The organism is Lelliottia sp. CFBP8978 (genome assembly GCF_034046055.2).
Lineage (GTDB): Bacteria > Pseudomonadota > Gammaproteobacteria > Enterobacterales > Enterobacteriaceae > Enterobacter.
The window spans coordinates 2,841,885-2,864,277 of sequence record NZ_CM188253.1; the positions used below are offsets into that span (position 1 = coordinate 2,841,885).

Annotated in this window: 20 protein-coding genes; 5 read left to right on the plus strand and 15 right to left on the minus strand. The window is 55.7% G+C overall.

Features of this window, described 5'->3' with window-relative positions:
• Positions 1-40: 40 nt before the first annotated feature.
• Genes SOM82_RS13415 through SOM82_RS13425 form a run of 3 tightly spaced genes read right to left on the minus strand, consistent with a single transcriptional unit; the run spans position 41 to position 2,959 of the window.
• Positions 41-511, minus strand: a complete 471-nt coding sequence (locus SOM82_RS13415) for a YehS family protein (RefSeq protein WP_320459799.1) — start codon at positions 509-511, stop codon at positions 41-43.
• Positions 512-557: 46 nt separating this feature from the next.
• Entirely contained in the window at positions 558-1,277 is a 720-nt protein-coding gene (gene btsR / locus SOM82_RS13420; protein ID WP_320459798.1) for a two-component system response regulator BtsR, read from the minus strand.
• Positions 1,271-2,959: a LytS/YhcK type 5TM receptor domain-containing protein gene (locus SOM82_RS13425; protein ID WP_154127350.1), complete on the minus strand. Its 1,689-nt coding sequence runs from the start codon at positions 2,957-2,959 to the stop codon at positions 1,271-1,273. The genes btsR and SOM82_RS13425 overlap by 7 nt, the downstream gene beginning before the upstream one ends.
• A gap of 219 nt (positions 2,960-3,178) precedes the next feature.
• On the opposite strand from SOM82_RS13425, the gene mlrA reads away from it, so the two are divergent.
• Positions 3,179-3,910, plus strand: coding sequence for an HTH-type transcriptional regulator MlrA (mlrA, locus tag SOM82_RS13430; protein ID WP_154127351.1), 732 nt, complete (start codon positions 3,179-3,181; stop codon positions 3,908-3,910).
• A 79-nt stretch (positions 3,911-3,989) separates the two neighbouring features.
• The gene (locus SOM82_RS13435; RefSeq protein ID WP_154127352.1) at positions 3,990-4,103 is read left to right on the plus strand and encodes a protein YohO; all 114 of its coding nucleotides are present in this window, start codon (positions 3,990-3,992) and stop codon (positions 4,101-4,103) included.
• Here the strand turns inward: SOM82_RS13435 and SOM82_RS13440 are convergent.
• The 8 genes from SOM82_RS13440 to bglX form a co-directional block, all read right to left on the minus strand.
• Positions 4,078-4,815: an ABC transporter permease gene (locus tag SOM82_RS13440; protein ID WP_320459797.1), complete on the minus strand. Its 738-nt coding sequence runs from the start codon at positions 4,813-4,815 to the stop codon at positions 4,078-4,080. The two genes, SOM82_RS13435 and SOM82_RS13440, sit on opposite strands and share 26 nt — an antisense overlap.
• The gene (locus tag SOM82_RS13445) at positions 4,799-5,749 is read right to left on the minus strand and encodes an ABC transporter ATP-binding protein (RefSeq protein ID WP_320459796.1); all 951 of its coding nucleotides are present in this window, start codon (positions 5,747-5,749) and stop codon (positions 4,799-4,801) included. The genes SOM82_RS13440 and SOM82_RS13445 overlap by 17 nt, the downstream gene beginning before the upstream one ends.
• Positions 5,742-6,899, minus strand: a complete 1,158-nt coding sequence (locus SOM82_RS13450) for an ABC transporter permease (RefSeq protein WP_320459795.1) — start codon at positions 6,897-6,899, stop codon at positions 5,742-5,744. The genes SOM82_RS13445 and SOM82_RS13450 overlap by 8 nt, the downstream gene beginning before the upstream one ends.
• 12 nt (positions 6,900-6,911) lie before the next feature.
• Entirely contained in the window at positions 6,912-7,829 is a 918-nt protein-coding gene (gene osmF, locus SOM82_RS13455; RefSeq protein ID WP_320459794.1) for a glycine betaine ABC transporter substrate-binding protein OsmF, read from the minus strand.
• 80 nt (positions 7,830-7,909) lie between these two features.
• Positions 7,910-9,145 carry an MFS transporter gene (locus tag SOM82_RS13460; protein ID WP_320459793.1) on the minus strand — a complete coding sequence of 412 codons (1,236 nt, stop codon included), beginning with the start codon at positions 9,143-9,145 and terminating at the stop codon, positions 7,910-7,912.
• Positions 9,142-10,695: an MFS transporter gene (locus SOM82_RS13465; RefSeq protein ID WP_320459792.1), complete on the minus strand. Its 1,554-nt coding sequence runs from the start codon at positions 10,693-10,695 to the stop codon at positions 9,142-9,144. Before SOM82_RS13465 ends, SOM82_RS13460 begins: the two co-directional genes overlap by 4 nt.
• Positions 10,692-12,044 carry a glycoside hydrolase family 28 protein gene (locus tag SOM82_RS13470; protein WP_320459791.1) on the minus strand — a complete coding sequence of 451 codons (1,353 nt, stop codon included), beginning with the start codon at positions 12,042-12,044 and terminating at the stop codon, positions 10,692-10,694. The genes SOM82_RS13465 and SOM82_RS13470 overlap by 4 nt, the downstream gene beginning before the upstream one ends.
• Before the next feature lie 345 nt (positions 12,045-12,389).
• Positions 12,390-14,687 carry a beta-glucosidase BglX gene (bglX, locus tag SOM82_RS13475; RefSeq protein WP_320459790.1) on the minus strand — a complete coding sequence of 766 codons (2,298 nt, stop codon included), beginning with the start codon at positions 14,685-14,687 and terminating at the stop codon, positions 12,390-12,392.
• Between the two features lie 189 nt (positions 14,688-14,876).
• On the opposite strand from bglX, the gene dld reads away from it, so the two are divergent.
• Together dld and SOM82_RS13485 are read left to right on the plus strand one after the other, a co-directional pair.
• Positions 14,877-16,643, plus strand: coding sequence for a D-lactate dehydrogenase (gene dld, locus SOM82_RS13480; protein ID WP_320459789.1), 1,767 nt, complete (start codon positions 14,877-14,879; stop codon positions 16,641-16,643).
• Positions 16,644-16,737: 94 nt separating this feature from the next.
• Entirely contained in the window at positions 16,738-17,292 is a 555-nt protein-coding gene (locus SOM82_RS13485; RefSeq protein WP_320459788.1) for a GNAT family N-acetyltransferase, read from the plus strand.
• 377 nt (positions 17,293-17,669) lie between these two features.
• Here SOM82_RS13485 and pbpG read toward each other — a convergent pair whose 3' ends face one another.
• Positions 17,670-18,590 carry a D-alanyl-D-alanine endopeptidase gene (gene pbpG, locus SOM82_RS13490; RefSeq protein ID WP_320459787.1) on the minus strand — a complete coding sequence of 307 codons (921 nt, stop codon included), beginning with the start codon at positions 18,588-18,590 and terminating at the stop codon, positions 17,670-17,672.
• 167 nt (positions 18,591-18,757) lie between these two features.
• Positions 18,758-19,345, minus strand: a complete 588-nt coding sequence (locus SOM82_RS13495; RefSeq protein WP_320459786.1) for a Yip1 family protein — start codon at positions 19,343-19,345, stop codon at positions 18,758-18,760.
• A gap of 176 nt (positions 19,346-19,521) precedes the next feature.
• Between SOM82_RS13495 and SOM82_RS13500 the strand changes: the two genes are divergently transcribed.
• The gene (locus SOM82_RS13500; RefSeq protein ID WP_320459785.1) at positions 19,522-20,088 is read left to right on the plus strand and encodes a DedA family protein; all 567 of its coding nucleotides are present in this window, start codon (positions 19,522-19,524) and stop codon (positions 20,086-20,088) included.
• On the opposite strand, the gene SOM82_RS13505 is transcribed toward SOM82_RS13500, so the two are convergent.
• Positions 20,085-20,867, minus strand: coding sequence for an SDR family oxidoreductase (locus SOM82_RS13505; protein WP_320459784.1), 783 nt, complete (start codon positions 20,865-20,867; stop codon positions 20,085-20,087). The genes SOM82_RS13500 and SOM82_RS13505 overlap by 4 nt on opposite strands.
• A gap of 50 nt (positions 20,868-20,917) precedes the next feature.
• On the minus strand, positions 20,918-22,336 hold the full coding sequence (gene mdtQ, locus SOM82_RS13510) for a multidrug resistance outer membrane protein MdtQ (protein ID WP_320459783.1): 1,419 nt from the start codon (positions 22,334-22,336) through the stop codon (positions 20,918-20,920).
• Positions 22,337-22,393: the final 57 nt, after the last annotated feature.

Genomic DNA, 22,393 nt, shown 5'->3' on the forward strand with positions numbered 1-22,393 from the left:
TCTCCGGCTTTTTTATGCTTTGTCGCCCGGTGGCGCTAGATCATGGCTTTGCGGCATGCACACGCTGAGTCAGCCCGCGCAGGAAGTAGCGCATAAACTGGTCGCCACACTCGCGATAGTTTTTGTGATCCGGAGCGCGCATCATCGCCGTGATTTCCGGCATCGACACGCGAAATTTTTGCTTGGTCATGATAGCCATCACATCGTCAGATTTCAGTGAAAACGCGATGCGCAGTTTTTTCAGCACGATGTTGTTATTCACGCGACGCTCTGGCGACAGCACCGGAGCAGACTCATCTTTGCCGCGTTTATCGTAAATCAGGCCATTCAGGAACGATGACAGGATAATATCCGGGCAGCGAACAAACCCCTCTTCGTCTTCTTTGGTGATCCAACTGGCAATATTCGCCGGCGTCGTTTCGACCTCCGCCAGAGCGAGAATACGAACCAAATCGTTATTGTTAGATTTCAGGATGTAGCGCACGCTACGAAGAATATCGTTACTTAACATAAAGCCTTCAGCTGTCGGTGATGCGATGGGGCGCAGTGTACCAGTTTTACAACCCAATCGCCTCTTTCAGACTTTTGAGATAACGCCGACTCACCGGCACAGTCTGCCCCGCCCGCAGCACCAGCTCGGCCTGGCCATTCTCTTCCAGGCGAATTTCTTTCAGATGCGCCATGTTCACCAGATACTGCCGGTGACAGCGGACAAGCGGCGTGCGGCTTTCCAGCGTACGCAGCGTCAGCTCCGTGAATCCCTCTTTTCCCTCGGCGCTGGTCACAAACACCCCGCTCATGCGGCTGCTGACAAACGCCACGTCGTCCATTTGCAAAAGATAAATCCGGCTGTGACCGGTACAAGGGATAAACTTCAACGCCTGCTGATGTTCCGGCAGAAGCGAAACATCCTGAGCGGAACGCTCCTGACGCAGACGGTTTAGCGTTTTTTCCAGCCGCTTCTCTTCGATAGGTTTCAGCAAATAATCGAACGCATGTTCTTCAAAGGCTTTAACCGCATATTCATCAAACGCCGTCAGAAAGACGATGTACGGGCGATGCTCCGGATCCAGCATGCCGACCATCTCAAGGCCACTGATGCGCGGCATCTGGATATCAAGGAACAGCACATCCGGGCGCAGCTTGTGCACAGCGCCGATCGCTTCGATGGTGTTGGCGCATTCGCCCACCACCTCAATATCGCCCTGTTCCTGCAACAAAACCTGCAGGTTTTCCCGTGCTAACGGCTCATCGTCGACAATCAGCACTCTTAGCATGCGTTTTCCTCCAGCGGTAATCGTAAGGTAATTCGGGTAAAACTGTCTGGCTCACAGGCCACGGTGATCCCGCAACTGTCGCCAAAGTGCGCGCGCAGCCGTTTATCCACCAGGCTCATCCCCAGCCCACCGGCTTCGGCGCCGGGCTGATAAAGCCCTGCGTTATCTTCTATATCCAGCACCAGATGATGATTAAACTGGCTAACCTTAATGCTGATCTCCCCGATGCCCAGCAGCTGTGATGTTCCGTGCTTAATCGCGTTTTCCACTATCGGCTGTAAGGTAAAGGCCGGAAGACGCTGATAAGCAAGTGCTTCCGGCACAGACAGCGATACCTGCAGGCGCGTCTGGAAGCGGGCTTTTTCGATTTGCAGATAGGCATTCACATGCTCAATTTCATCCGCCAGGGTGACAATCTCCGAGGGTCGCTTCAGGTTTTTACGGAAGAACGTCGACAGGTATTGCACCAGCTGTGTCGCCTGTTCGCTATCGCGGCGGATCACCGCTTTCAACGTGTTGAGCGCATTAAACAGGAAATGCGGGTTCACCTGAGCGTGCAGCAGTTTGATCTCCGACTGGGTCAGCAGCGCCTTTTGACGCTCATATTGCCCGGCTAAAATCTGCGCAGAAAGCAGCTGCGCAATCCCCTCTCCCAGCGTGCGGTTGATGGAACTGAACAGCCGGTTTTTCGCTTCATAGAGTTTGATCGTGCCCATCACCTGCTGATTTTCGCCGCGTAATGGGATCACCAGCGTCGAACCCAGCTTGCACTGGGGATGCAGGGAACAGCGATACGGCACTTCATTGCCGTCGGCATACACCACTTCGCCGGTCTCAATGGCGCGCAAGGTATACGCCGACGATATCGGTTTACCGGGGAGATGGTGATCGTCGCCGGTGCCGGTAAACGCCAGCAGCCGCTCGCGATCGGTTATCGCCACCGCGCCAATGTCCAGCTCCTGATACAGCACCTGCGCCACCTTCATGCTGTTCTCTTCGTTAAAGCCCTGACGCAGAATACCTTCCGTCGACGCGGCAACCTTCAACGCCGTGGCAGAAAACGCCGAGGTGTATTTTTCAAACATGGCGCGCTTGTCCAGAAGAATGCGCATAAACAGCGCAGCGCCGACGGTGTTCGTCACCATCATCGGCGCAACAATACTGCTGACCAGGTGCAGAGCATCTTCAAACGGGCGCGCAATCAACAGGATAATCAGCATTTGCACCAGCTCCGCCACGCAGGTGACAGCGCCGGCAGTCAGTGGACTAAACACTTTATCCGGGCGGCCGCGTTTGACCATATAGCTGTGAACCAGGCCGCCCAGCAGACCTTCAACGATCGTTGAGATCATACAGCTCAGCGCCGTCATGCCACCCATGGAATAACGATGTAATCCGCCCGTTAACCCCACTAAACCGCCAACGACCGGGCCACCGAGCAGCCCGCCCATCACAGCACCGATAGCGCGGGTATTGGCGATAGAATCTTCGATGTGGAGACCAAACCAGGTCCCCATGATGCAGAAAATGGAAAAAACGACGTAGCAGAGGAATTTATGCGGCAGGCGAACGGTGACCTGCATCAGCGGAATGAACAGCCGCGTTTTGCTCATCAGCCACGCGATGACTAAAAACACGCACATCTGCTGTAGCAGCAGCAACACCAGATTAAATTCGTACATGACCGCAAACCGCACTTTCTAAAAACGCGTAACATACACTGATGCGCTTTAACTTTCTTTGAAGCATTCCAAAAAAGCTGCAATTCGTGTCGGCCATCACATCGTTTAGCTGAAGGTCATACATCCTTCGCATTATTTGTGCAAAAAACGGTCGGTTCTTCCTGGTTCGTAGATCAACGACTACAGTTATTCTGGGGTCGCGCAAGCCAGGGGGCTAAGATGGCGCTGTACACGATAGGTGAAGTGGCACTCCTTTGTGATATCAATCCTGTGACATTACGGGCATGGCAGCGCCGGTACGAACTGCTTAAACCGCAGCGGACCGACGGGGGACATCGTCTGTTCAACGATGCCGATATCGACCGCATTCGCGAAATCAAAAGCTGGATCGACAACGGTGTCCAGGTCAGTAAGGTCAAATCGCTGTTAACTGAACACGACCCCTGCCATCAGGGCGAATGGCGAGAACATCAGGAAACCTTGCTGCGCTTTTTGCAGGCCGGCAATCTGCAACGCCTGCGCGGCTGGATCAAAGAACAGGGTCGGGATTATCCCGCCCAGACGCTGATCACCGAACTTTTTATTCCCCTGCGCCGCCGCCTTCAGTCTCAACAGCCAACATTGCAGGCGTTGTTAAGCATGCTGGATGGCGTGCTGATCAACTACATTTCCGTTTGCCTCTCATCCGCACGCAAAAAGGCTGGCAGGGATGCGCTGGTGGTCGGGTGGAACGTTCATGACACGACGCGCCTGTGGCTCGAAGCCTGGATTGCCACTCAACAAGGCTGGCGGGTGGACGTGCTGGCCCATTCTTTAGCCCAACTTCGCCCTGAGCTGTTCGAGGGGCAAACCCTGCTGGTGTGGTGCGGAGATATTCCCTCCGCCGCCCAACAGCTGCTGCTGTCGGAATGGCGGGAGCATGGCTACCCCGTCATCATTCTCGGTCTCTAAATCGCTAAAACGGCATTTAATGATTCATTAACAGGCGTGCTTCACCGTATAATTGGGCGGTTAACAAAAGGAGCACATTATGAAGGCAACCAAAGTCGCCGTTATTACTCTCTTCGCCTTTATGGCCATCAGCGGCATCGGCGGCGTTATGCTGGCCGGCTACTCATTTATTGTCCGCGGCGGTGTCGGCTGAGATACTGCGCCAGCCGTTCAAAACCGCGATCAACCACAATCGCCGCCAGCGCAACCAGTATCGCCCCCTGTAAAATATAGGCAGTGTTAAATCCGCTCAGGCCGATAATTATCGGCGTGCCCAGCGTGTTAGCCCCGACCGTCGAAGCGATGGTCGCTGTCCCGATATTAATAATCACCGACGTTCTCACCCCGGCCAGAATCACCGGCGCAGCCAGCGGGAGCTCAACATTGCGCAGTCGCTGAAAGGCGCTCATTCCCATCCCTTCCGCCACGCTAATGACCGCCGCCGGAACAGCCGCCAGCCCTGCCAGAGTGGCCTGAAGGATAGGCAATACGCCGTAGAGAATCAGCGCAATGATCGCCGGTTCCTGACCAAACCCAATGACGGGTACCGCAATCGCCAGTACCGCCACAGGCGGGAAGGTCTGACCAATGGCGGCGATGGTCTCTACCAGCGGGCGAAACTCTTTGCCCGCCGGGCGGGTCACCGCAATACCAGCCCCGACGCCCAGCACAATAGCGATCGCACTCGATATACCAACAAGCCAGAAATGCGCCAGCGTCAGGCTGATAAAGCTCTCCTGCAAATAAACGGGTCTGGGCAAGCCGGGAAATAAGGCGCTGAATAGCCCGCCGCTGTGCGGCATCAGCCACAGTAAGCCGACGAACAGTAATACCAGCCACAGCAGCGGATCACGCGCCCATTTCATCGGCCGCCTCCCCCGTCAGCAGATCGCGAAAATGCAGCGTGCCACACGGTGTGCCATGTTCATCGACCACGGGTAAAATTTCGCATTGCCGCGCGACAAAGGCGGATAACGCATCCCGCAGGCTCATCTGCGTCCGCAGCGGTTCGCCAGGCATCCCCGCAGGCTGCTGGCGCAGATAGTCGCCTACCGTGCGTAATGAGAGCAGCCGGACACCCAGCTCGCTGCGCCCAAAGAATTCACGTACAAAATCCGTCGCCGGCTGCGTTAACAGCTCCAGCGGCGTGCCCTGCTGGACCACTTCCCCGTTATCCATCAGCACCAGGCGATCCGCAAGGCGAAGCGCTTCATCAATATCGTGGGTCACCAGGATTATGGTACGCCCCAGAATCCGGTGAATGCGGGTCATCTCTGTTTGCAATGCGCTGCGGGTGACCGGGTCCAGTGCGCCGAAAGGCTCATCCATCAACAGAACCTGTGGATTGGCCGCCAGCGCACGCGCGACACCGACACGCTGCTGCTGTCCGCCGGAAAGCTGGTGTGGATAGCGTTCACGCAGTACCGGCTCAAGCCCCAGCAGCGCCATCAGTTCATCCACCCGATCGGCCACTTTCTGCCGCGACCATTTTTGCAGTTGAGGTACGGTGGCAATGTTCTGCGCCACCGTCCAGTGCGGAAACAGCCCAATGGACTGAATGGCATACCCCATGCGGCGGCGCAGCTCGAGGATGGGCAGACTGCGGATCTCCTCTCCGGCAAAGCGAATCAGGCCACTGTCATGCTCCACCAGCCGGTTAATCATCTTCAGAGTGGTGGATTTTCCGGAACCGGATGTGCCAATCAGCACTGAAAACGCCCCTTCCTCAAAATGCAGATTCAGGTTGCTGACTGCCGGCTGCCCGGCAAAACTTTTGTTCACATCGTGAAATTCAATCATCGTTTTTCCCCTTGAGCAGGGCGAGCCACAAAGCAAAGATCGCGTCAATCACCACCGCCAGAGCTATCGTCGGAATGACGCCAAGTAAAACCAAATCGAGCGCGCTGCTGAGCAGCCCCTGAAACACCAGCGCCCCAAAACCCCCTGCACCAATCAGTGCCGCAATCACCGCCATCCCCACTGTTTGCACCGCAACCACGCGCAAACTGCGCAACAAAAGCGGCAATGCTATTGGCAACTGGACTTTCCAGAATCGTTGTGGCGGGCTCATCCCCATCGCATTTGCACTCTCCAGCACGTCCGGTGAGACCTGACTGAGTCCGGCCAGAACACCGCGCGACAGCGGGAGCAGCGCATAAAGGACCAGCGCGATCAAAGCCGGCGTCAGCCCTGTCCCGGCGATGCCAAGCGTAGAGAGCACGGGAAACTGTTTCACCAGTCCGGCCAGCGGGGCAATCAGTAAACCAAATAGCGCCACCGAAGGGATCGTCTGAATGACATTCAGCACGGCAAACACAGAGCCCTGACGCGCGGGATGGCGATAACACCACAGCCCCACCGGCACACCGATAAGCAGGGCCGGGATCAGCGTACCGAAAAGAATGGTCAGGTGTTGCGCCAGTGCATCATCAAAAACATCCTGGCGGTTGGCATACTCTTTGAGCAGGGAGAGATCGTTCAGCTCGCCGCTAAACAGCAACAGCAAGGGCAGGATCCAGATTTGCGCATTCAGGAGCCAACGCCACAAAGGGCGATCCGTCAGACGGCGGATGGCATCGCTGCAGGCAAGCAGGCAAAGCGCCAGCCACAGCCACAGTCCGCTGCCCGTGGAGGTGCGCGCCAGCGGGCTCTCAACCGCTGCCAGATGGGTCGCAGCCAGCCCGGCACTCCAGAAGAGAACCGCAAACAGCAGCTCGCTGAGGATCAGAGTCAGCAGCAGCGGCAGCCGTCCTTGCCGCAGTGCCAGCGCCAAAAGCAGCACGAGGGCGATCGCCAGCAGCACGGGTGAAAATGTCCACACCTGCCACACGGCCCGCCCTTCTCCCGACATCAGACGATTAGGGGCAAAATTGACGAACGGTAACGCGCACGCTGCCAGCGCGAGAATCACGAGCAGCAGCAGTACGCGGTTATGACATTTTATTGGCACCGCTTTATCCTGTTACTTCACCAGTCCTTTTTGCTTCAGGTAGTCTGCTGCCACTTTTTTGGCATCCAGCCCCTCCACCGCGATGCTCGCATTGAGCTGTTGCAGCGTTTTTTCATCCAGACTTTCAAAGACGGGTTTCAGCCAGTCGCCCATTTGCGGATACGCTTTCAGAACCGCCTCACGCACCACGGGGGCTGGCGCATAGATAGGCTGCACGCCTTTCGGATCGGTAAGCGTTTGCAGACCGAGCGCAGCCACCGGGCCGTCGGTGCCGTAGGCCATCGCCGCATTCACGCCAGAGGTTTTCTGCGCCGCGGCCTTGATCGTCACGGCGGTGTCGCCGCCAGCCAGCGACAGCAGCTGGCTTTGTTCAAGTTTGAAATCATAGGCTTTTTCGAAAGCAGGCAGCGCATCCGGACGCTCAATAAATTCCGCCGAGGCCGCAAGCTTAAAGTCACCTTTCTCTTTCAGGTAGCGACTCAGATCGTCGAGAGAGGTCAGTTTGCCTTTCTCCGCCAGATCCTTACGCACGGCAATGGTCCAGGTGTTGTTAGCCGGCGCAGGCGTCAGCCAGATCAGTTTGTTTTGTTCGGCATCGAGTTTTTTGACTTTCTCGTAGCCAGCGCTGGCGTTTTTCCACGCTGCATCATTTTCATCTTTGAAGAAGAATGCCCCGTTACCGGTATATTCCGGGTAGATATCCAGCTCGCCGGAGGTGATCGCACCGCGGACAACAGGCGTTGTCCCCAGCTGCACTTTATTAACGGTTTTGACGCCGTGACTTTCCAGTACCTGTAAAATAATATTCCCGAGCAATGCGCCTTCCGTATCAATCTTCGATCCCACTTTGACCGGTTCCGCTGCCTGTAAAGGCAGGCTCAGCGCCGCAAGTAACGCCGCTGAACCCCATATCCCCTTTGTGATTGTCATTCCGCTTTCCTCATTATTTGCCGCCTTTATCAGAGGCTTGAGAGAAAAGCGTAGACGAATTCCGCCATTTCATCCTGCATTCAACGCTCTGTGGGTAATTTCAGAGGAAGAGTCAGCAGGCTGGCTGCAAAATAGAGGAGTGCCATCACCCACAGCGTCCCTTCCACACCCAACGGTGAAACGCACAGCGTCACAATTAACGGCCCGACAAAATTGCTTAACCCCGAACCAAGATTCAGGCAGGAGATCGCTGCCCCTTTGTTCTCCGGTAATAATGACGGAATCAGCGCACTCAGGGGGCCAAATGCTCCCAGCCCGATGGCGTACAGCGCCAGCGCCAGAAAAAGCGCCGTCTCGCTGTCGCCAAATAAAACCGGCGCATAGCACACCGCCAGCATCGCTACACCGCACAGCGATCCTGCAAACCAGACCACCGTATTTCGCCAGCCAATGGTGTCGCCCAACCAGCCAAAGAGGTAGTTGGCGAAAATATTGACCACATTCACCAGCCCCCAGATGGTGAGCCACTCGGCGATGCTAAACCCAAAGCGCGGCAGGTACACCGGCATCAGGATCACCAGCGAGAATTTACCAATATCGTTGATGGTCTTGACGATCACCGCCAGACGCATTTTCGGCTCACGCACCAGCACCAGAATCCCTTCGGCGAATGCCGCCCCGAGATGAGCATGACTTTGCCCGTCTGGCCGATCGCGATTCAGCAGTAGCGCGCAGATGGCCCCCAGCGCAACAAAGATAAAGCCGCTCAGCAATGTCGATATTTCGCCCATTAAAGGCAACATCAGGCTGGAGTACCACGGGCCGACAATGGTCATGCCTGCCCCGAAGGCAATCCAGAACCATGACACCGCGCGCCCTAAGATCGCCTGTTCGCAGCGCTGGTTAACCCATACCAGGAATGAATAGGCAAACAGCGGATACGCCACGCCGCGGAGCGCATAGCTCGCCACCATCAGCGGATAGTTGCCCTGCGGCAGCGCGTAGCCAATAAATGGAACCGAGCCTGCAAAATAGATAATCGTTGCGGCCCACATCAGCCGCCTTAACCCCAGCACGCCCGCGCCAATACCGGAAAACCACGACACCGCCGCGACACACAAACCAAAAACCGACGACAGCAGGCTGATGTGTACGGCATCAAAACCGCGATGCTGAAGCATTGAGGCCAGCCAGCTTTGCTCAATGGTGGCTCCGGTAATAAACAGAAATACGCCGATAAAACCCCAGCACAGTTCCCGGGGTAATCCCAGCCGGGCCCACAGGCCCTGCTGGATAATAATGCTCTGCTCCGTCATGCCATTTTGTCTCGCAGTGAGCGCATATTCATGCGTTTACGATTCAGATAGCCAACGCGATTGTCACCCCAGCAGTGGTCATAAGGCATGCCGGTCAGACTCTCGATCACCGCTCTGTTTTCTGCGCTGACGGTCGCCTTGCTGCCGCCCTGCTTCAGGCGGGCCACCTCTTCGTTCAGAATGGCGTGCGTTCTGCCATTGACGTTGAACTGGAAGGCCGACCAGATCCCCCAGACGGTGAGTATCACCGGCAGCACAATCATGATCATCAGGATCATGTTGATAGCCGATTGCGGCTGTGCGCTTTGTCCGGAGACAAAGCCCGACATCTGCAACGCCACACCGACAAGGAAAATGGACAGCGCCTGAGAAGCTTTACGCAGCAGGCTCATAAACCCGGCAAAGATCCCTTCGCGGCGACAACCGGTGAGGATTTCATCCACGTCCGCGACGAAAGTGTAATTATTCCACGGAATCGCGTAGATCCCCCCGCGCGCCAGCCCGGCGATGGCCGCGCCGATATACAGCATCGTCATGCCACTGGATTTGCTGAAATAGGCCGCGACAAACAGCGCAAATGCCACCAGCGCCATACTCGCCTGCGTGGCAAACGCGCGCGACGGTGAAAAGCGCAGCGTCAGCCATGTCGCGATACCGACGCCAAAGAATTGCAGTCCGTTGACCACCCCCAGCAGATTAGAGGCCATCACCGACGACGTCATCAGCGCAAAAACCACAAAGTAGGTAAACACCGAATTGAAAATATCCTGCGCCACCGAACCGCCGAGGTACATCCCCAGATGTGAGCGGAAGGTTTTGATTTTTAACGTCGAGACAAAATCGTAATAGATATGGTAAGCACGGGTGGTGAAAGGCTCTTTTTCCTCCTCCTCGTCGTGTTGCTCATTTTGCTGGATCTCTTCCAGCGAACGCTCCCATGTGCCGAAGTAAACAAAGAACAGCACAATCATAAACGAGACGGTAAATATCGCCCCGGTATAGAAAAAGGATTCAGAAGAGTCAGGACCGAAATACGCCACCAGTCGCCCGGGCAGAAAAGCCGCCGCAAAGCCCGCCAGTTGGGCAATATACATGCGAGCGCTGGTGAGTTTTGAGCGCTTTTTGAAATCAGAAGTCATCTCCGCCGACAGGGTGTCGTAAGGAATGATGATCATCGTGTAGACGATTTCAAACAGAATATAGAACAGCAGATACATCCAGTAGTTAAAGCCCTGAACCCACAGCAGGCTATACACCGAGACCAGGGGAATACTGGCTAACAGGAAGAAACGGCGGCGGCCAAACCGGCGGCCAAGGCGTGTTTTATGGAAGTTATCGGAAACATACCCGATCACCGGGCACATAATCACATCGACAATTCTGGCCACGGCAAACAGCGATCCCGCCTGAATCGGGGTCAGCCCGCAGAAGGTGGTTAAGAAAAACAGCAGCCACGCGCTGACCAGCGTAAACGCTCCTGAACCAATCACATCTGCCAGCCCGTAACAGACGTAGTTACGCAGCTTTATTTCCCGCACGTTGATGATCATTTTGCCTCCCTGATATCGCCGTCCTGAATACGGATATGCTCTGCATCCCAGCCCGCAGGCAGCGGTTCAGGTCGCGTAATATTGATGGCGTTAAGCTGCAAGCCCTGCACACCGCGGGCATAAATGGCAGGAAGCCCCTGCGGATAACGCTCCACTCCGTGGGCCCGACCGGTTTGCGGATTCACCCGCCAGGCGTTATCCCGTCCCATTCCGGTGGGACGATCCGGATTGCACGGCGGACGCACGTCGTAGCACCCCTGCTCGTCCGATTCGCTGACACGCTGGCTGAAAGTGAGCCCGTTAAAGGTGACATCACGAATCGCGCCGGGTATTTCGCTATGCAAATTGATGGCCCCCTCGCCGACTCCGTTGAGGCCAGAGAAGACCACCAGGCTGATGTCACCGGGAGTCACGTCAGGCGCGCGATGGCGTACGGAGACAAAGACCGGATCGGCTTTTCCCCAGTGACAGGGATTGCCGTGGCCGCAGTCAAACAGGATGTTGCTGAAGCTCATCTTGCTGAAGCGTCCGCCGTCGCGCGACACCAGACCAATGCCGCGGTTGGATTCAAAAATCACGCAGTTGTTGACGGCCAGATGGGTAATGTCGGCGAAGGTCTCAGTGCCGACCTTAATTGCGCAGCTTTTGGAGCGGATAATGCAGTTGTTCACCGTCACGTTATACACCGGCTGCTGCAGCTCTGCGGGCTTCGCGGTGGTCTTGAGGCAGATACCGTCATCGGCAGCGCTAAAGTAGCTGTCGCTGATGTGCACATGCTGGCAACTGTCGATATCCAGCGCGTCAGTATTCGACAGCGCCAGATCGTTATCAATGGTGATATTACGGATGAACACGTGGTTGCAGCTCACCAGATGCGCGGTCCACATCGGCGAATCATGCAGCGTGATATCGGTGAGGCGCACCTGCTCACACCCTTCCAGCACCAGCAGACGCGGACGCTGGGTTTTCGGCTGGCGGTAGCCTTGCGTATCCGCCTCCGCGCTAAACCAGGCGGTTGCATTCCCGTCGATACAGCCCTCGCCGCTCAGACTGACATTGCGCGCGTTCCGCGCATAAATGAGCGCCATCCGGGAAAGCTCGGCCATCGTGAGTGTTTCAGCGGCCTGATAATCGGCTTCGTGCTGGCTGGCGAGCAGACGGGCGCCCGCCTCCAGGTGCAGTGTGAAATTAGACGGCAGAATCAGCGTTCCCGTCAGGTAGATACCGGGCGTGACCACCAGCGTTCCACCACCGGCCTGCTGCAGCGTGTCGATTAAGCGCTGGAGCGTGGACGTGACGAGAGTCCTTCCGCTACGGTCGAGTGCGACATTTTCTAATGAGAGTTTCATGTTGATACCTGTCAGAGGTTAAGTGACAGGTATTAAAGGGTCTTTCTGTCTGCCGCTCGCGAGGTCTTTGCCGGGCTTTTTCGGGAAGAGTGAAGGGCATCACGCGAGTCTGATGGCGCTATCGGCGCTTTTGACAGTGTTCACGTTTTGGACCGTGACGCAAAAATGAAGTGTGAAAATCATCACATTTCAGGCGGACAATCGGGGGTAAATAGCGTATTTCGGGAGCATTACAGCGCAAAGCGGCGAAAGTTTGTGTTGGCCGTCACGAATTGAGCGCAGAGAGGGGAAACCGGGATTGTGCAATCTGTGCCCCTCTCCGTTTAAGAAAGGGGCACATCGCCGTTACAGCAGGTCGAACTCGCCTTTGTTGACGCGGGCAGAATCAACGCCGATAAAGACGTTAAACTTGCCGGCTTCAGCATCATATTTCATCTGCTGATTCCAGAACTTCAGCGCATCGACGTCGATTGGGAAACTCACCGTTTTGGTCTCACCCGGCTTCAGGTCAACCTTTTCGAAACCGCGCAGCTGTTTCACCGGACGGCTCATGGAAGCAGTGACATCCTGAACATACATCTGGATAACCGTGGCTCCGTCGCGTTTACCGGTGTTGGTCACTTCGACACTGGCGGTCACCTTGCCATCACGCTTCAGGGTTGGCGCGGACATTTTCACCTCCGACACCTTAAAGGTGGTGTAACTCAGACCATAACCGAACGGATACAACGGGCCATTGGCTTCGTCAAAGTAGCGCGAAGTGTATTTGTTCGGCTTATCGGCGTTATACGGACGACCGGTATTCAGGTGGCTGTAATAGACCGGGATTTGCCCGACAGAGCGCGGGAAGGACATCGGCAGTTTGCCCGACGGGTTGTAATCGCCAAACAGCACGTCGGCGATAGCGTTGCCGCCCTCAGTACCGGCGAACCAGGTTTCCAGCAGCGCATCGGCCTGTTGGTCTTCTTTCACCAGCGCCAGCGGACGACCGTTCATCAGCACCAGCACCAGCGGCTTGCCGGTTGCCTTCAGCGCAGCAATCAGATCGCGCTGGCTCTGCGGAAGGGTAATATCGGTCCGGCTGGAGGCCTCATGCGCCATACCCTGCGCCTCGCCAACCACGGCCACCACCACGTCGGACTGTTTGGCCGCGTTAACGGCTTCGTCGATCATCTCCTGCGCTGAACGCGGATCGACCTTCACCGCCTCTTCGTACTGATTCAGGAAGGTGACGATATCTTTGTCGTTCGTGACGTTCGCGCCTTTGGCGTACACCACTTTACCCTGCTCACCCAGCGCGTTTTTAATGCCGGTCAGGACGGTAACAGACTGGTCAGCCACGCCCGCTGCCGACCAGCTTCCCATCACATCGCGCGTGCTGTCGGCCAGTGGGCCAATCACGGCAACGGTGCCGGATTTTTTCAGCGGCAGCGTTTCAGGGCGGTTTTTCAGCAGCACCAGGCTTTCGCGCGCCACTTCGCGGGCTTCTTTACGATGCAGACGGCTTTCGGCATTGGTATCCACAGGATCGGAATCCTTCGGCCCCAGATGGCTGTACGGATCGTTAAACAGCCCCATGTCGTACTTCACATTCAGCACATGACGGGTCGCATCGTCCAGCTCAGCCATCGTAACCTTACCGCTTTTCACCAGGCCTGGCAGATACTTACTGTAATACTCGTCGCTCATGCTCATGTTGATACCGGCTTTGAGCGCCACCCGCACCGCGTCTTCCGGATCGGAGGCGGTGCCGTGTTTAATCAGCTCTTTAATCGCGCCGTGATCGGAAACCGTAATGCCCTTAAAGCCCCACTGGTCGCGCAGAACGTCTTTCAGCAGCCATGAATCGGACGTGGCTGGCGTGCCATTGAGCGAATTCAGCGCCACCATCACCGCGCCGCTGCCCGCATCCAGCCCGGCTTTGTACGGCGGCATATAGTCGTTGAACAGGCGCTGCGGGCTCATATCAACGGTGTTGTACTCTTTGCCCCCTTCCACCGCACCGTAGGCAGCGAAGTGTTTAACGCTGGTCATAACCGAATAACGATCCGCCGGGCTTTTGCCCTGCATCGCTTCCACCATCGTTTTGCCCAGCGTGGCGGTTAAATAGGTGTCTTCCCCAAAGCCTTCTGAGGCGCGGCCCCAGCGCGGATCGCGGGAGACGTCAACCATCGGAGCCCAGGTCATATTCAGACCATCATCGGCGGCTTCATACGCGGATACCCGCCCGACGGTGCGCACCGCATCCAGATTGAAAGCTGACGCTAATCCCAGGCTGATCGGGAAAACGGTACGTTGCCCGTGAACCACGTCATAGGCGAAGAAGAGAGGGATTTTCAGGCGGCTGAGCTGCATCACCTGATCCTGCATTTTGCGGATATCTTCGCGGGTGACGGTGTTAAAAATCGCCCCGACCTGGCTCTCTTTGATCATCTCGCGGATCGCCTCTTTCGGGTTATCCGGTCCGACACTGATCAGGCGTAGCTGGCCGATTTTCTCATCGACCGTCATTTTGGTGAGCAAGTCCGTGACAAAAGCGTCGCGGGCTTCAGGCGTTAACGGGTGATTGCCAAACAGATCTTCAGCCAGCGCGGGTTGCAGCGCCAGACCTACTGCGACAGCTACAGAACAAAGCCATTTCATGTTGTTGTACTCTCTCATCATCAACCGCCGGAAAAACTCGGCCAGACCGTGCGAAAAGCGCAGTGTGCCACAAACCCTCTGAACCTTGCAGGGTTATTCTCTGATTTTTCTAATGAATACTTGCTCGCTTAACAGTTAATCGCGCTATGCTTTACAGCGAGAAATTTGCCCCACCACAAGGAGTGGAAAATGACTTCTGTTCGCACGCAAAATAACAACACATTTATTAACGAACTGTCGCGCCTGGTCGGTCACGCTCACCTGTTAACCGATCCGGAAAAAACCGCCCGCTATCGCAAAGGTTTTCGTTCTGGCCAGGGCAAAGCGCTTGCCGTGGTCTTCCCCGGCACGCTGCTGGAGCTGTGGCGTGTCCTCAGTTGCTGCGTTGACGCCGACAAAATCATTCTGATGCAGGCGGCCAATACCGGCCTGACAGAAGGCTCGACGCCGAACGGCGACGATTACGATCGTGACATTGTCATTATCAGCACCCTGCGTCTGGATAAACTGCATCTGCTGGACAAAGGTGAACAGGTGCTGGCCTATCCGGGCACGACCCTCTATTCGCTGGAAAAAGCGCTCAAGCCGCTGGGTCGCGAGCCGCACTCGGTGATCGGCTCCTCCTGCATTGGCGCCTCCGTCATTGGCGGGATCTGCAATAACTCCGGCGGCTCGCTGGTGCAGCGCGGCCCGGCCTATACCGAAATGTCGCTGTATGCGCGCATTGATGAACACGGCAAACTGCAGCTGGTTAACCATCTGGGGATCACTCTTGGCGTCACGCCGGAGCAGATCCTCAGCAAACTCGACGATGAGCGGGTGAGCGACGCCGACGTCCAGCACGATGGCCGTCACGCCCACGATCATGATTATGTCGAACGCGTGCGCGATATCGAGGCCGATACGCCCGCTCGCTATAACGCCGATCCGGACCGGCTGTTCGAATCGTCCGGCTGCGCGGGAAAACTCGCGGTGTTTGCCGTACGTCTGGACACCTTCCCTGCCGAGAAAAGACAGCAGGTGTTTTATATCGGCACGAATCAGCCCGACGTGTTAACGGAAATTCGCCGCCACATTCTGGGCGAATTCGCGAATCTGCCGGTGGCGGGCGAATACATGCATCGTGATATTTACGATATCGCGGAGCGCTACGGCAAAGACACCTTCCTGATGATCGACAAACTCGGCACCGACAAAATGCCGTTCTTCTTTACGATGAAAGGCCGTGCCGACGCGATGCTGGGTAAAGTGTCGCTGTTCAAACCGCATTTCACCGATCGCTTTATGCAAAAGCTGGGCAACGCTTTCCCGGCGCATCTGCCGCCGCGAATGAAAAGCTGGCGCGATAAATACGAACATCATCTGCTGTTGAAAATGGCGGGCGACGGGATTGCCGAGGCCCAAAGCTGGCTGAGTGACTACTTCAAAACGGCGGAAGGCGATTTCTTTGCCTGCACTCCTGAAGAAGGCAGTAAAGCCTTCCTGCATCGCTTTGCGGCGGCCGGAGCGGCGATTCGCTATCAGGCGGTTCATGCCGAAGAGGTAGAAGATATTCTCGCGCTGGATATTGCGCTGCGTCGTAACGACACGGAGTGGTTTGAACATCTGCCGCCGGAAATCGACAGCAAGCTGGTGCATAAACTCTACTACGGCCACTTTATGTGCCATGTTTTCCATCAGGATTACATCGTCAAAAAAGGGGTTGATGCGCACGCGCTGAAAGATCAGATGCTGGCGCTGCTGCGTGAACGCGGGGCTCAATATCCGGCTGAACACAACGTGGGGCATCTGTATGAAGCACCAGAAACGCTTAAACGTTTTTATCGTGACAATGACCCGACAAACAGCATGAACCCCGGCATTGGTAAAACAACAAAGCACAAATACTGGCAAGAAGCGTCAAAAACAGAGCCTGTGGATCTGCAAGCCGCTGATCACATAGTAAAGCCACACTGAAATTATTGTTAAGCTTGTAACAATCGTACTAGAGTAACCTCACATCGCCGGAGAAACGTTTCTCCGGCATTTTATTCTGAGGATACCGCCCACCATGTCGGCCGTTGATATTTTGTCTGCCTCCGAAGTTGAGGTGCGCGACGCCCAACCTGACGACGTCCACGCCATCGCTGCCATCTATGCCTGGCATGTGCTTAACGGACGCGCGTCGTTCGAAGAAATTCCTCCCGCCATTGATGAAATGCGCCAGCGCATGAGCCACATCGCCGCTGACGGTTTACCGTGGCTGGTGGCGCTCTATCGCGGCGTGGTCGTGGGTTACTGCTACGCCTCACTCTATCGCGCCCGCCCCGCCTATCGCTATACGCTTGAAGAGTCGATCTACGTTGATGCCAGCGCCACCGGACGCGGCTTTGGCACTGCGCTGATGGACGCGCTGATCGAACGCTGTGAAAAAGGCCCCTGGCGGCAGATGATTGCCGTGGTCGGCGACGGGCATAACAATGCCGGGTCAATTCGACTGCATAAAAAGCATGGTTTTGAGATAGCCGGGCAACTCAGAAGCGTGGGATATAAGAAAGGCAACTGGCGGGATACGCTGATTATGCAGCGTCCACTCAACGAAGGTGACTGGACGCTGCCGGAATAAAAAGCAAAACGGTAACCTGGGTCACCGTTTTTAGTGTTTTCTCCCTCTCCGTGTGGGAGAGGGTCGGGGTGAAGGCATCAGACCGCACAGAAGAAAAGCAAAAAGGCAACTTAGGTTGCCTTTTTTAGTGTTTTCTCCCTCTCCCTGTGGGAGAGGGTCGGGGTGAGGGCATCAGACCGCACAGAAGAAAAGCAAAAAGGCAACTTAGGTTGCCTTTTTTAGTGTTTTCTCCCTCTCCGTGTGGGAGAGGGTCGGGGTGAGGGCATCAGCGCGCACAGAGTAAAAGCAAAACGGTAACCTGGGTTACCGTTTTTAGTTTTTTCTCCCTCTCCCTGTGGGAGAGGGCCGGGGTGAGGGCATTAGCGCGCACAAACGGCTCAGTCGTTCTGCGCCGTCGCCATCTGTTCCGCTTTCTGCTTTTTATAGGTCAATGCTGCGGCCGGAACGGGCTGCACTTTCCCGGTTTCAATCCAGGTTCGCAGACGGCTGGCATCGGCAAAGTGGGTATATTTACCGAAGGCATCCATCACCACCAGCGCGACCGGTTTACCGTTAAATACGGTACGCATCACCAGACAGTGACCCGCCGCATTGGTGAAACCCGTTTTGGTCAGCTGGATATTCCAGTTATCGCGATACACCAGATGGTTGGTATTGCGGAACGGCAGCGTGTAGGCCGGGTTCGCAAAGGTGGCCATCTCTTCACGCGTGGTGCTGAGCTGGCCAATCAACGGATACTGTTTGCTGGCAAGCAGCAATTTGGTCAGATCGCGCGCCGTCGAGACGTTGTGAATCGACAGCCCCGTCGGTTCCACAAAACGCGTATTGCTCATGCCCAGTGATTTGGCTTTGGCATTCATCGCTCGAATAAATGCGCCATATCCGCCCGGATAATGGTGCGCCAGGCTTGCTGCAGCGCGGTTTTCCGACGACATCAGCGCCAGAAGCAGCATATTTTTACGGCTGATTTCACTGTTCAGACGCACACGGGAATAGATCCCCTTCATTTCTGGCGTCTGGCTGATATCAACTTTCAGTTTCTCATCCAGCGGCAGCCGTGCATCCAGCACCACCATCGCGGTCATTAATTTGGTAATTGAGGCAATCGGGCGCACCAGATCCGGGTGACTGGAATAGATCACTTTGTTGGTGTTCAGATCGACAATCATCGCACTTCCGGAGGCAATTTCCGGTTGCGCGGCAGCAGTTACTGCAGATGATTTGGCAAACGCTGGCGCAGCAACAGCCACGGCCAGGATCAGCGCAAGGCTAAGTAAAGAAACTCGGAATTTCAGCATGGTGAGACTTCTGATAATTATTCATGCACGTTATGACGTACGCTTCCTGTGAAAAAGAGCAAACACAGGCTGGCAAAGGCATCATAGCTGGCCCGGGAATATGTCGCCAGTGAAGAATCATGAACAAATAATGCATTGCTGGCATAAATACCAGCAATGTATTCAGGTCAGAAGAGACGATAGCCGTAGCCCCAGAGGATCACCGTCAGCGCCAGAAGTGCTTCAAGCACCAGCACGCCAATGGCGAGGGTAGAGCTGGAGAAGCTTAATCCCTCTTCTTTGTTAATATTGAGAAAAGTGGGAATACCGACATACAGCAGATAACCGGTGTAGAACAGCGCGATGGTTCCCACGAGCGCGCACAGCCACACCAGCGGATAGAGGGCGACGATGCCGCTCATAAAAATGGGTGTGGCAACGTATCCGGCGAACACCATGCACAACGCCAGCGATGGCCGTTGAGGATAGTTGCGCGCCATCCAGTGAATGACCCGTCCCATCACCGCGACGCCTGCCAGCATCAAACCATAAAAGACAACCGCAAGAGCCAGCCCGGTCATCCAGGAGAGCTTCACGATGTTGCCATCGCCAAAATTCCAGCCGATTTGTGTGGTGCCAATAAACGCGCATATCACCGGTACTGCGGCCATGAGCAGGACATGGTGCGTATAGTGATGCGCGACCGTTTCGTTCTCGTTTCTGATGACATGCATTTCACGATCGGGATGGGAAAACAGCCCCCAGACATGGTTCATACCGCCCCCTCATTGTCAGCCCGCACTGCGATACTTTCAGTATAATGCAGCCTTTAGATTATTTTATGTACAGCACTAAAAATGCCGCAGAGGGGGAATTCGCGATGGTTGCCGCACCATTGATTGACAGGGTGTATGCTTAAAGCACGTTAACGCAGGGAGACTACGCTTACTTTATGGATATCAATAGTCTAATTGAGCAGTATGGGTACGTCGCACTGGTGATTGGCAGCGTGGCGGAAGGTGAAACGATTACACTTCTTGGCGGTGTCGCGGCCCATCAGGGTTTGCTCCGCTTTCCGCTGGTGGTTGCTGCCGTGGCGCTGGGCGGGATGATTGGCGATCAGCTCCTCTATTTGCTGGGTTTACGCTTTGGTCCCGCGCTTCTTAAACGTTTTGCAAAGCATCAGAAAAAAATTCATCGCGCCCAACGACTGATCCAGCGCCACCCCTATTTATTTGTTATCGGAACCCGATTTATGTACGGCTTCCGCATTATTGGCCCAATACTGATTGGCGCCAGCCACCTGCCGCCTAAGATTTTCCTGCCGCTCAATATTATTGGTGCCATCGCCTGGGCACTCATTTTTACCTCTCTGGGTTATGTCGGAGGCGAAGTGATCGCCCCCTGGTTGCATAACCTTGATCAGCATTTGAAGCACTGGATCTGGGTGGTTTTGGTCGTCGTGCTGGTGGTGGCGGTACGGCTGTGGTTCAAATATCGCGACAAGCGGCGCGATTAGCGCCCATCATCCTGCGGCTTAAACTGCGGATTGGCGAGCATAAAACCGCCATCAATAATAAACGACTGCCCGGTGGTGTAGCTGGCATCAGTGTCACACAGCCAGGCCACCAGACTGGCTATCTCACTGGTATGGCCCGGACGAGCGAGAGGGATTTCCGGCATTGAACCGGCTTTGACTTCACTGTCGTCCATATCATTCATCGGCGTAGCGATAGCGCCAGGCGCCACGGCGTTAACCAGAATATTGTGATGCACCAGCTCCAGAGCCATGGATTTGGTTAACCCGCCCAGGGCATGTTTAGCTGCCGTATAGGCGCTGGCCTCCGGGAGTGGCGTATGCTCATGCACCGAGGTGATGTTCACAATCCGTCCCCCCTCTCCCTGCTGAATCATCTGCCGGGCGGCGATTTGCGAACAGAGAAACGCGCCATCCACATCCACGGTAAATATCGATCGCCAGTCTTCAAACGACATATCCAGAAACGGGGCTTTGGCCATCGCTCCGGCATTGTTGACCAATGCGTCCAGGCGACCCAGGCGGGCGATAAGCGTTTCAATGGCGTTTGCCCCTTCCGGCAGATGGCTTAAATCCAGCTGGATGGCCTCGGCGCGTCGGCCAAGCGCTTCAATTTCTTGACAGGTCTTCAGCGCCCCGCCCTCATCAGAATGCCAGGTCACGCCTATATCAAACCCGCGCCCGGCAAGAAGCAGAGCCGTCGTCTTACCGATCCCGGAATCTGATGCCGTCACAATTGCAACACGTTGAGTTGATGCCATACCTGCCTCCGTCAAACGACAAAGAGGTAAGTATAGATAAGGCACACTAATTAGCTCTGGTGATAACCGCCGCCGAGTGCTGCCGTCAACTGCAGCGTGGCGTCAATATATTGCCCCTGCAACATCAGCCCGGTGATCTGCTCCTGCAGAGCGGGGATCCGGGCTTCACTGACTCGTGAGCCTGCAATGATTCCGGCCGAGAAGCGCGCCTGCGCCAGTGCGACAATGCGAGCGGCATCGGCTTCGACATGCTGCTGATGCTTATTTTTACCGATCAGCGTTTCAACTTCGCTGGCCGTATGCGCGACCTGATTCACCGCTTCCACCACGGCTTTATTGTAGTTCGCGATGCTCAGATTACTTTGCGCCTGGGCGATATCCAGCCCGGCATTCAGCCGACCACTGTCAAAGATCGGTAGCGTCAGTCCGGCTGTCACCCCCATTTGCTGTGCCGAGGAGCGGAACAGATCGCTTAGGTGCAGCGCGTCCTGTTGCAGGAACGCCATCAGATTGATGTCGGGGTAGAAGGCCGCTTTTGCAGCGTCCACTTCGCTCATTGACGCTTCAATATACCAGTGCGCCTCCTGCAGATCGGGACGACGCGCCAGCAGTTCGTAGCCCAACGTTGAAGGCAACGACGACTCCACCACCGGCAATGCGTGGGGGGTGAGTTTCAGCGATGACGTGTTGGTCAGCGCTTCCAGACGCGCCTCGATGGCTTTCATTTTTCCGGCGACTTCAGCCTCGTGTTCTTGCGTTTTGCTGGAGTTCATATTATTGACCACCCCTTCCACCGAGGAGGTGACGCCGTGCTCGTAGAGTTCGCGATCGGCATTGACCACCGCGTCCTGTTGCTGCTGAATCGCCGTCAGCACGTTGCCTATCGCCGCCTCTGTCTGCCATTCCCAGTACAAACGCGCCACGCTGCTGGCGAGCACCAGGCGGGTTTGTTCCATCTCCGCTTTTTGCGCGTTGACCTTACCAATTCGGGCTTCTGTCTCTGCCCGGTTTTTACCCCACAGATCCAAATTCCAGCCGGTGGTTAAACCAAAGGTTCCGTTGGTATACCACGGCCCGGTGGTTCCCGCTGCGGGATCGGTCGTTGCAAAAGGTCCCATCAACCCTTCTGCCGACATTTTTTGCCGCTCGGCATCTGCGGAAAAATCGACCCACGGCCCGTCGGCTGCAACGGCCATTTTCGCCTGCGCCTCCGCCAGGGCGATACGCTGACGAGCAATCTGCATATCCGGGGCATCCGCCTGGGCTTTGGCGATCAGTTCATTCAGCTGCGTATCGTGGAATGCTTTCCACCACTCATTTTTGGGCCACTGCTGCTGCGACAGCTGGGTATTAATTCGCGTGGCGGGGATCTGCTGATTCAGTGACGCTGACGTATCATGACCGGGAGCACAAGCAACAAGTAATAAAGACAAAGGTAAGGTTAACGATAAGAGAGTCGAACGTTTCATCACGCCATTCACACAAAAAGAAAGGCGCAAATTACCTCTTCTGTCTTTCTTTTTTTT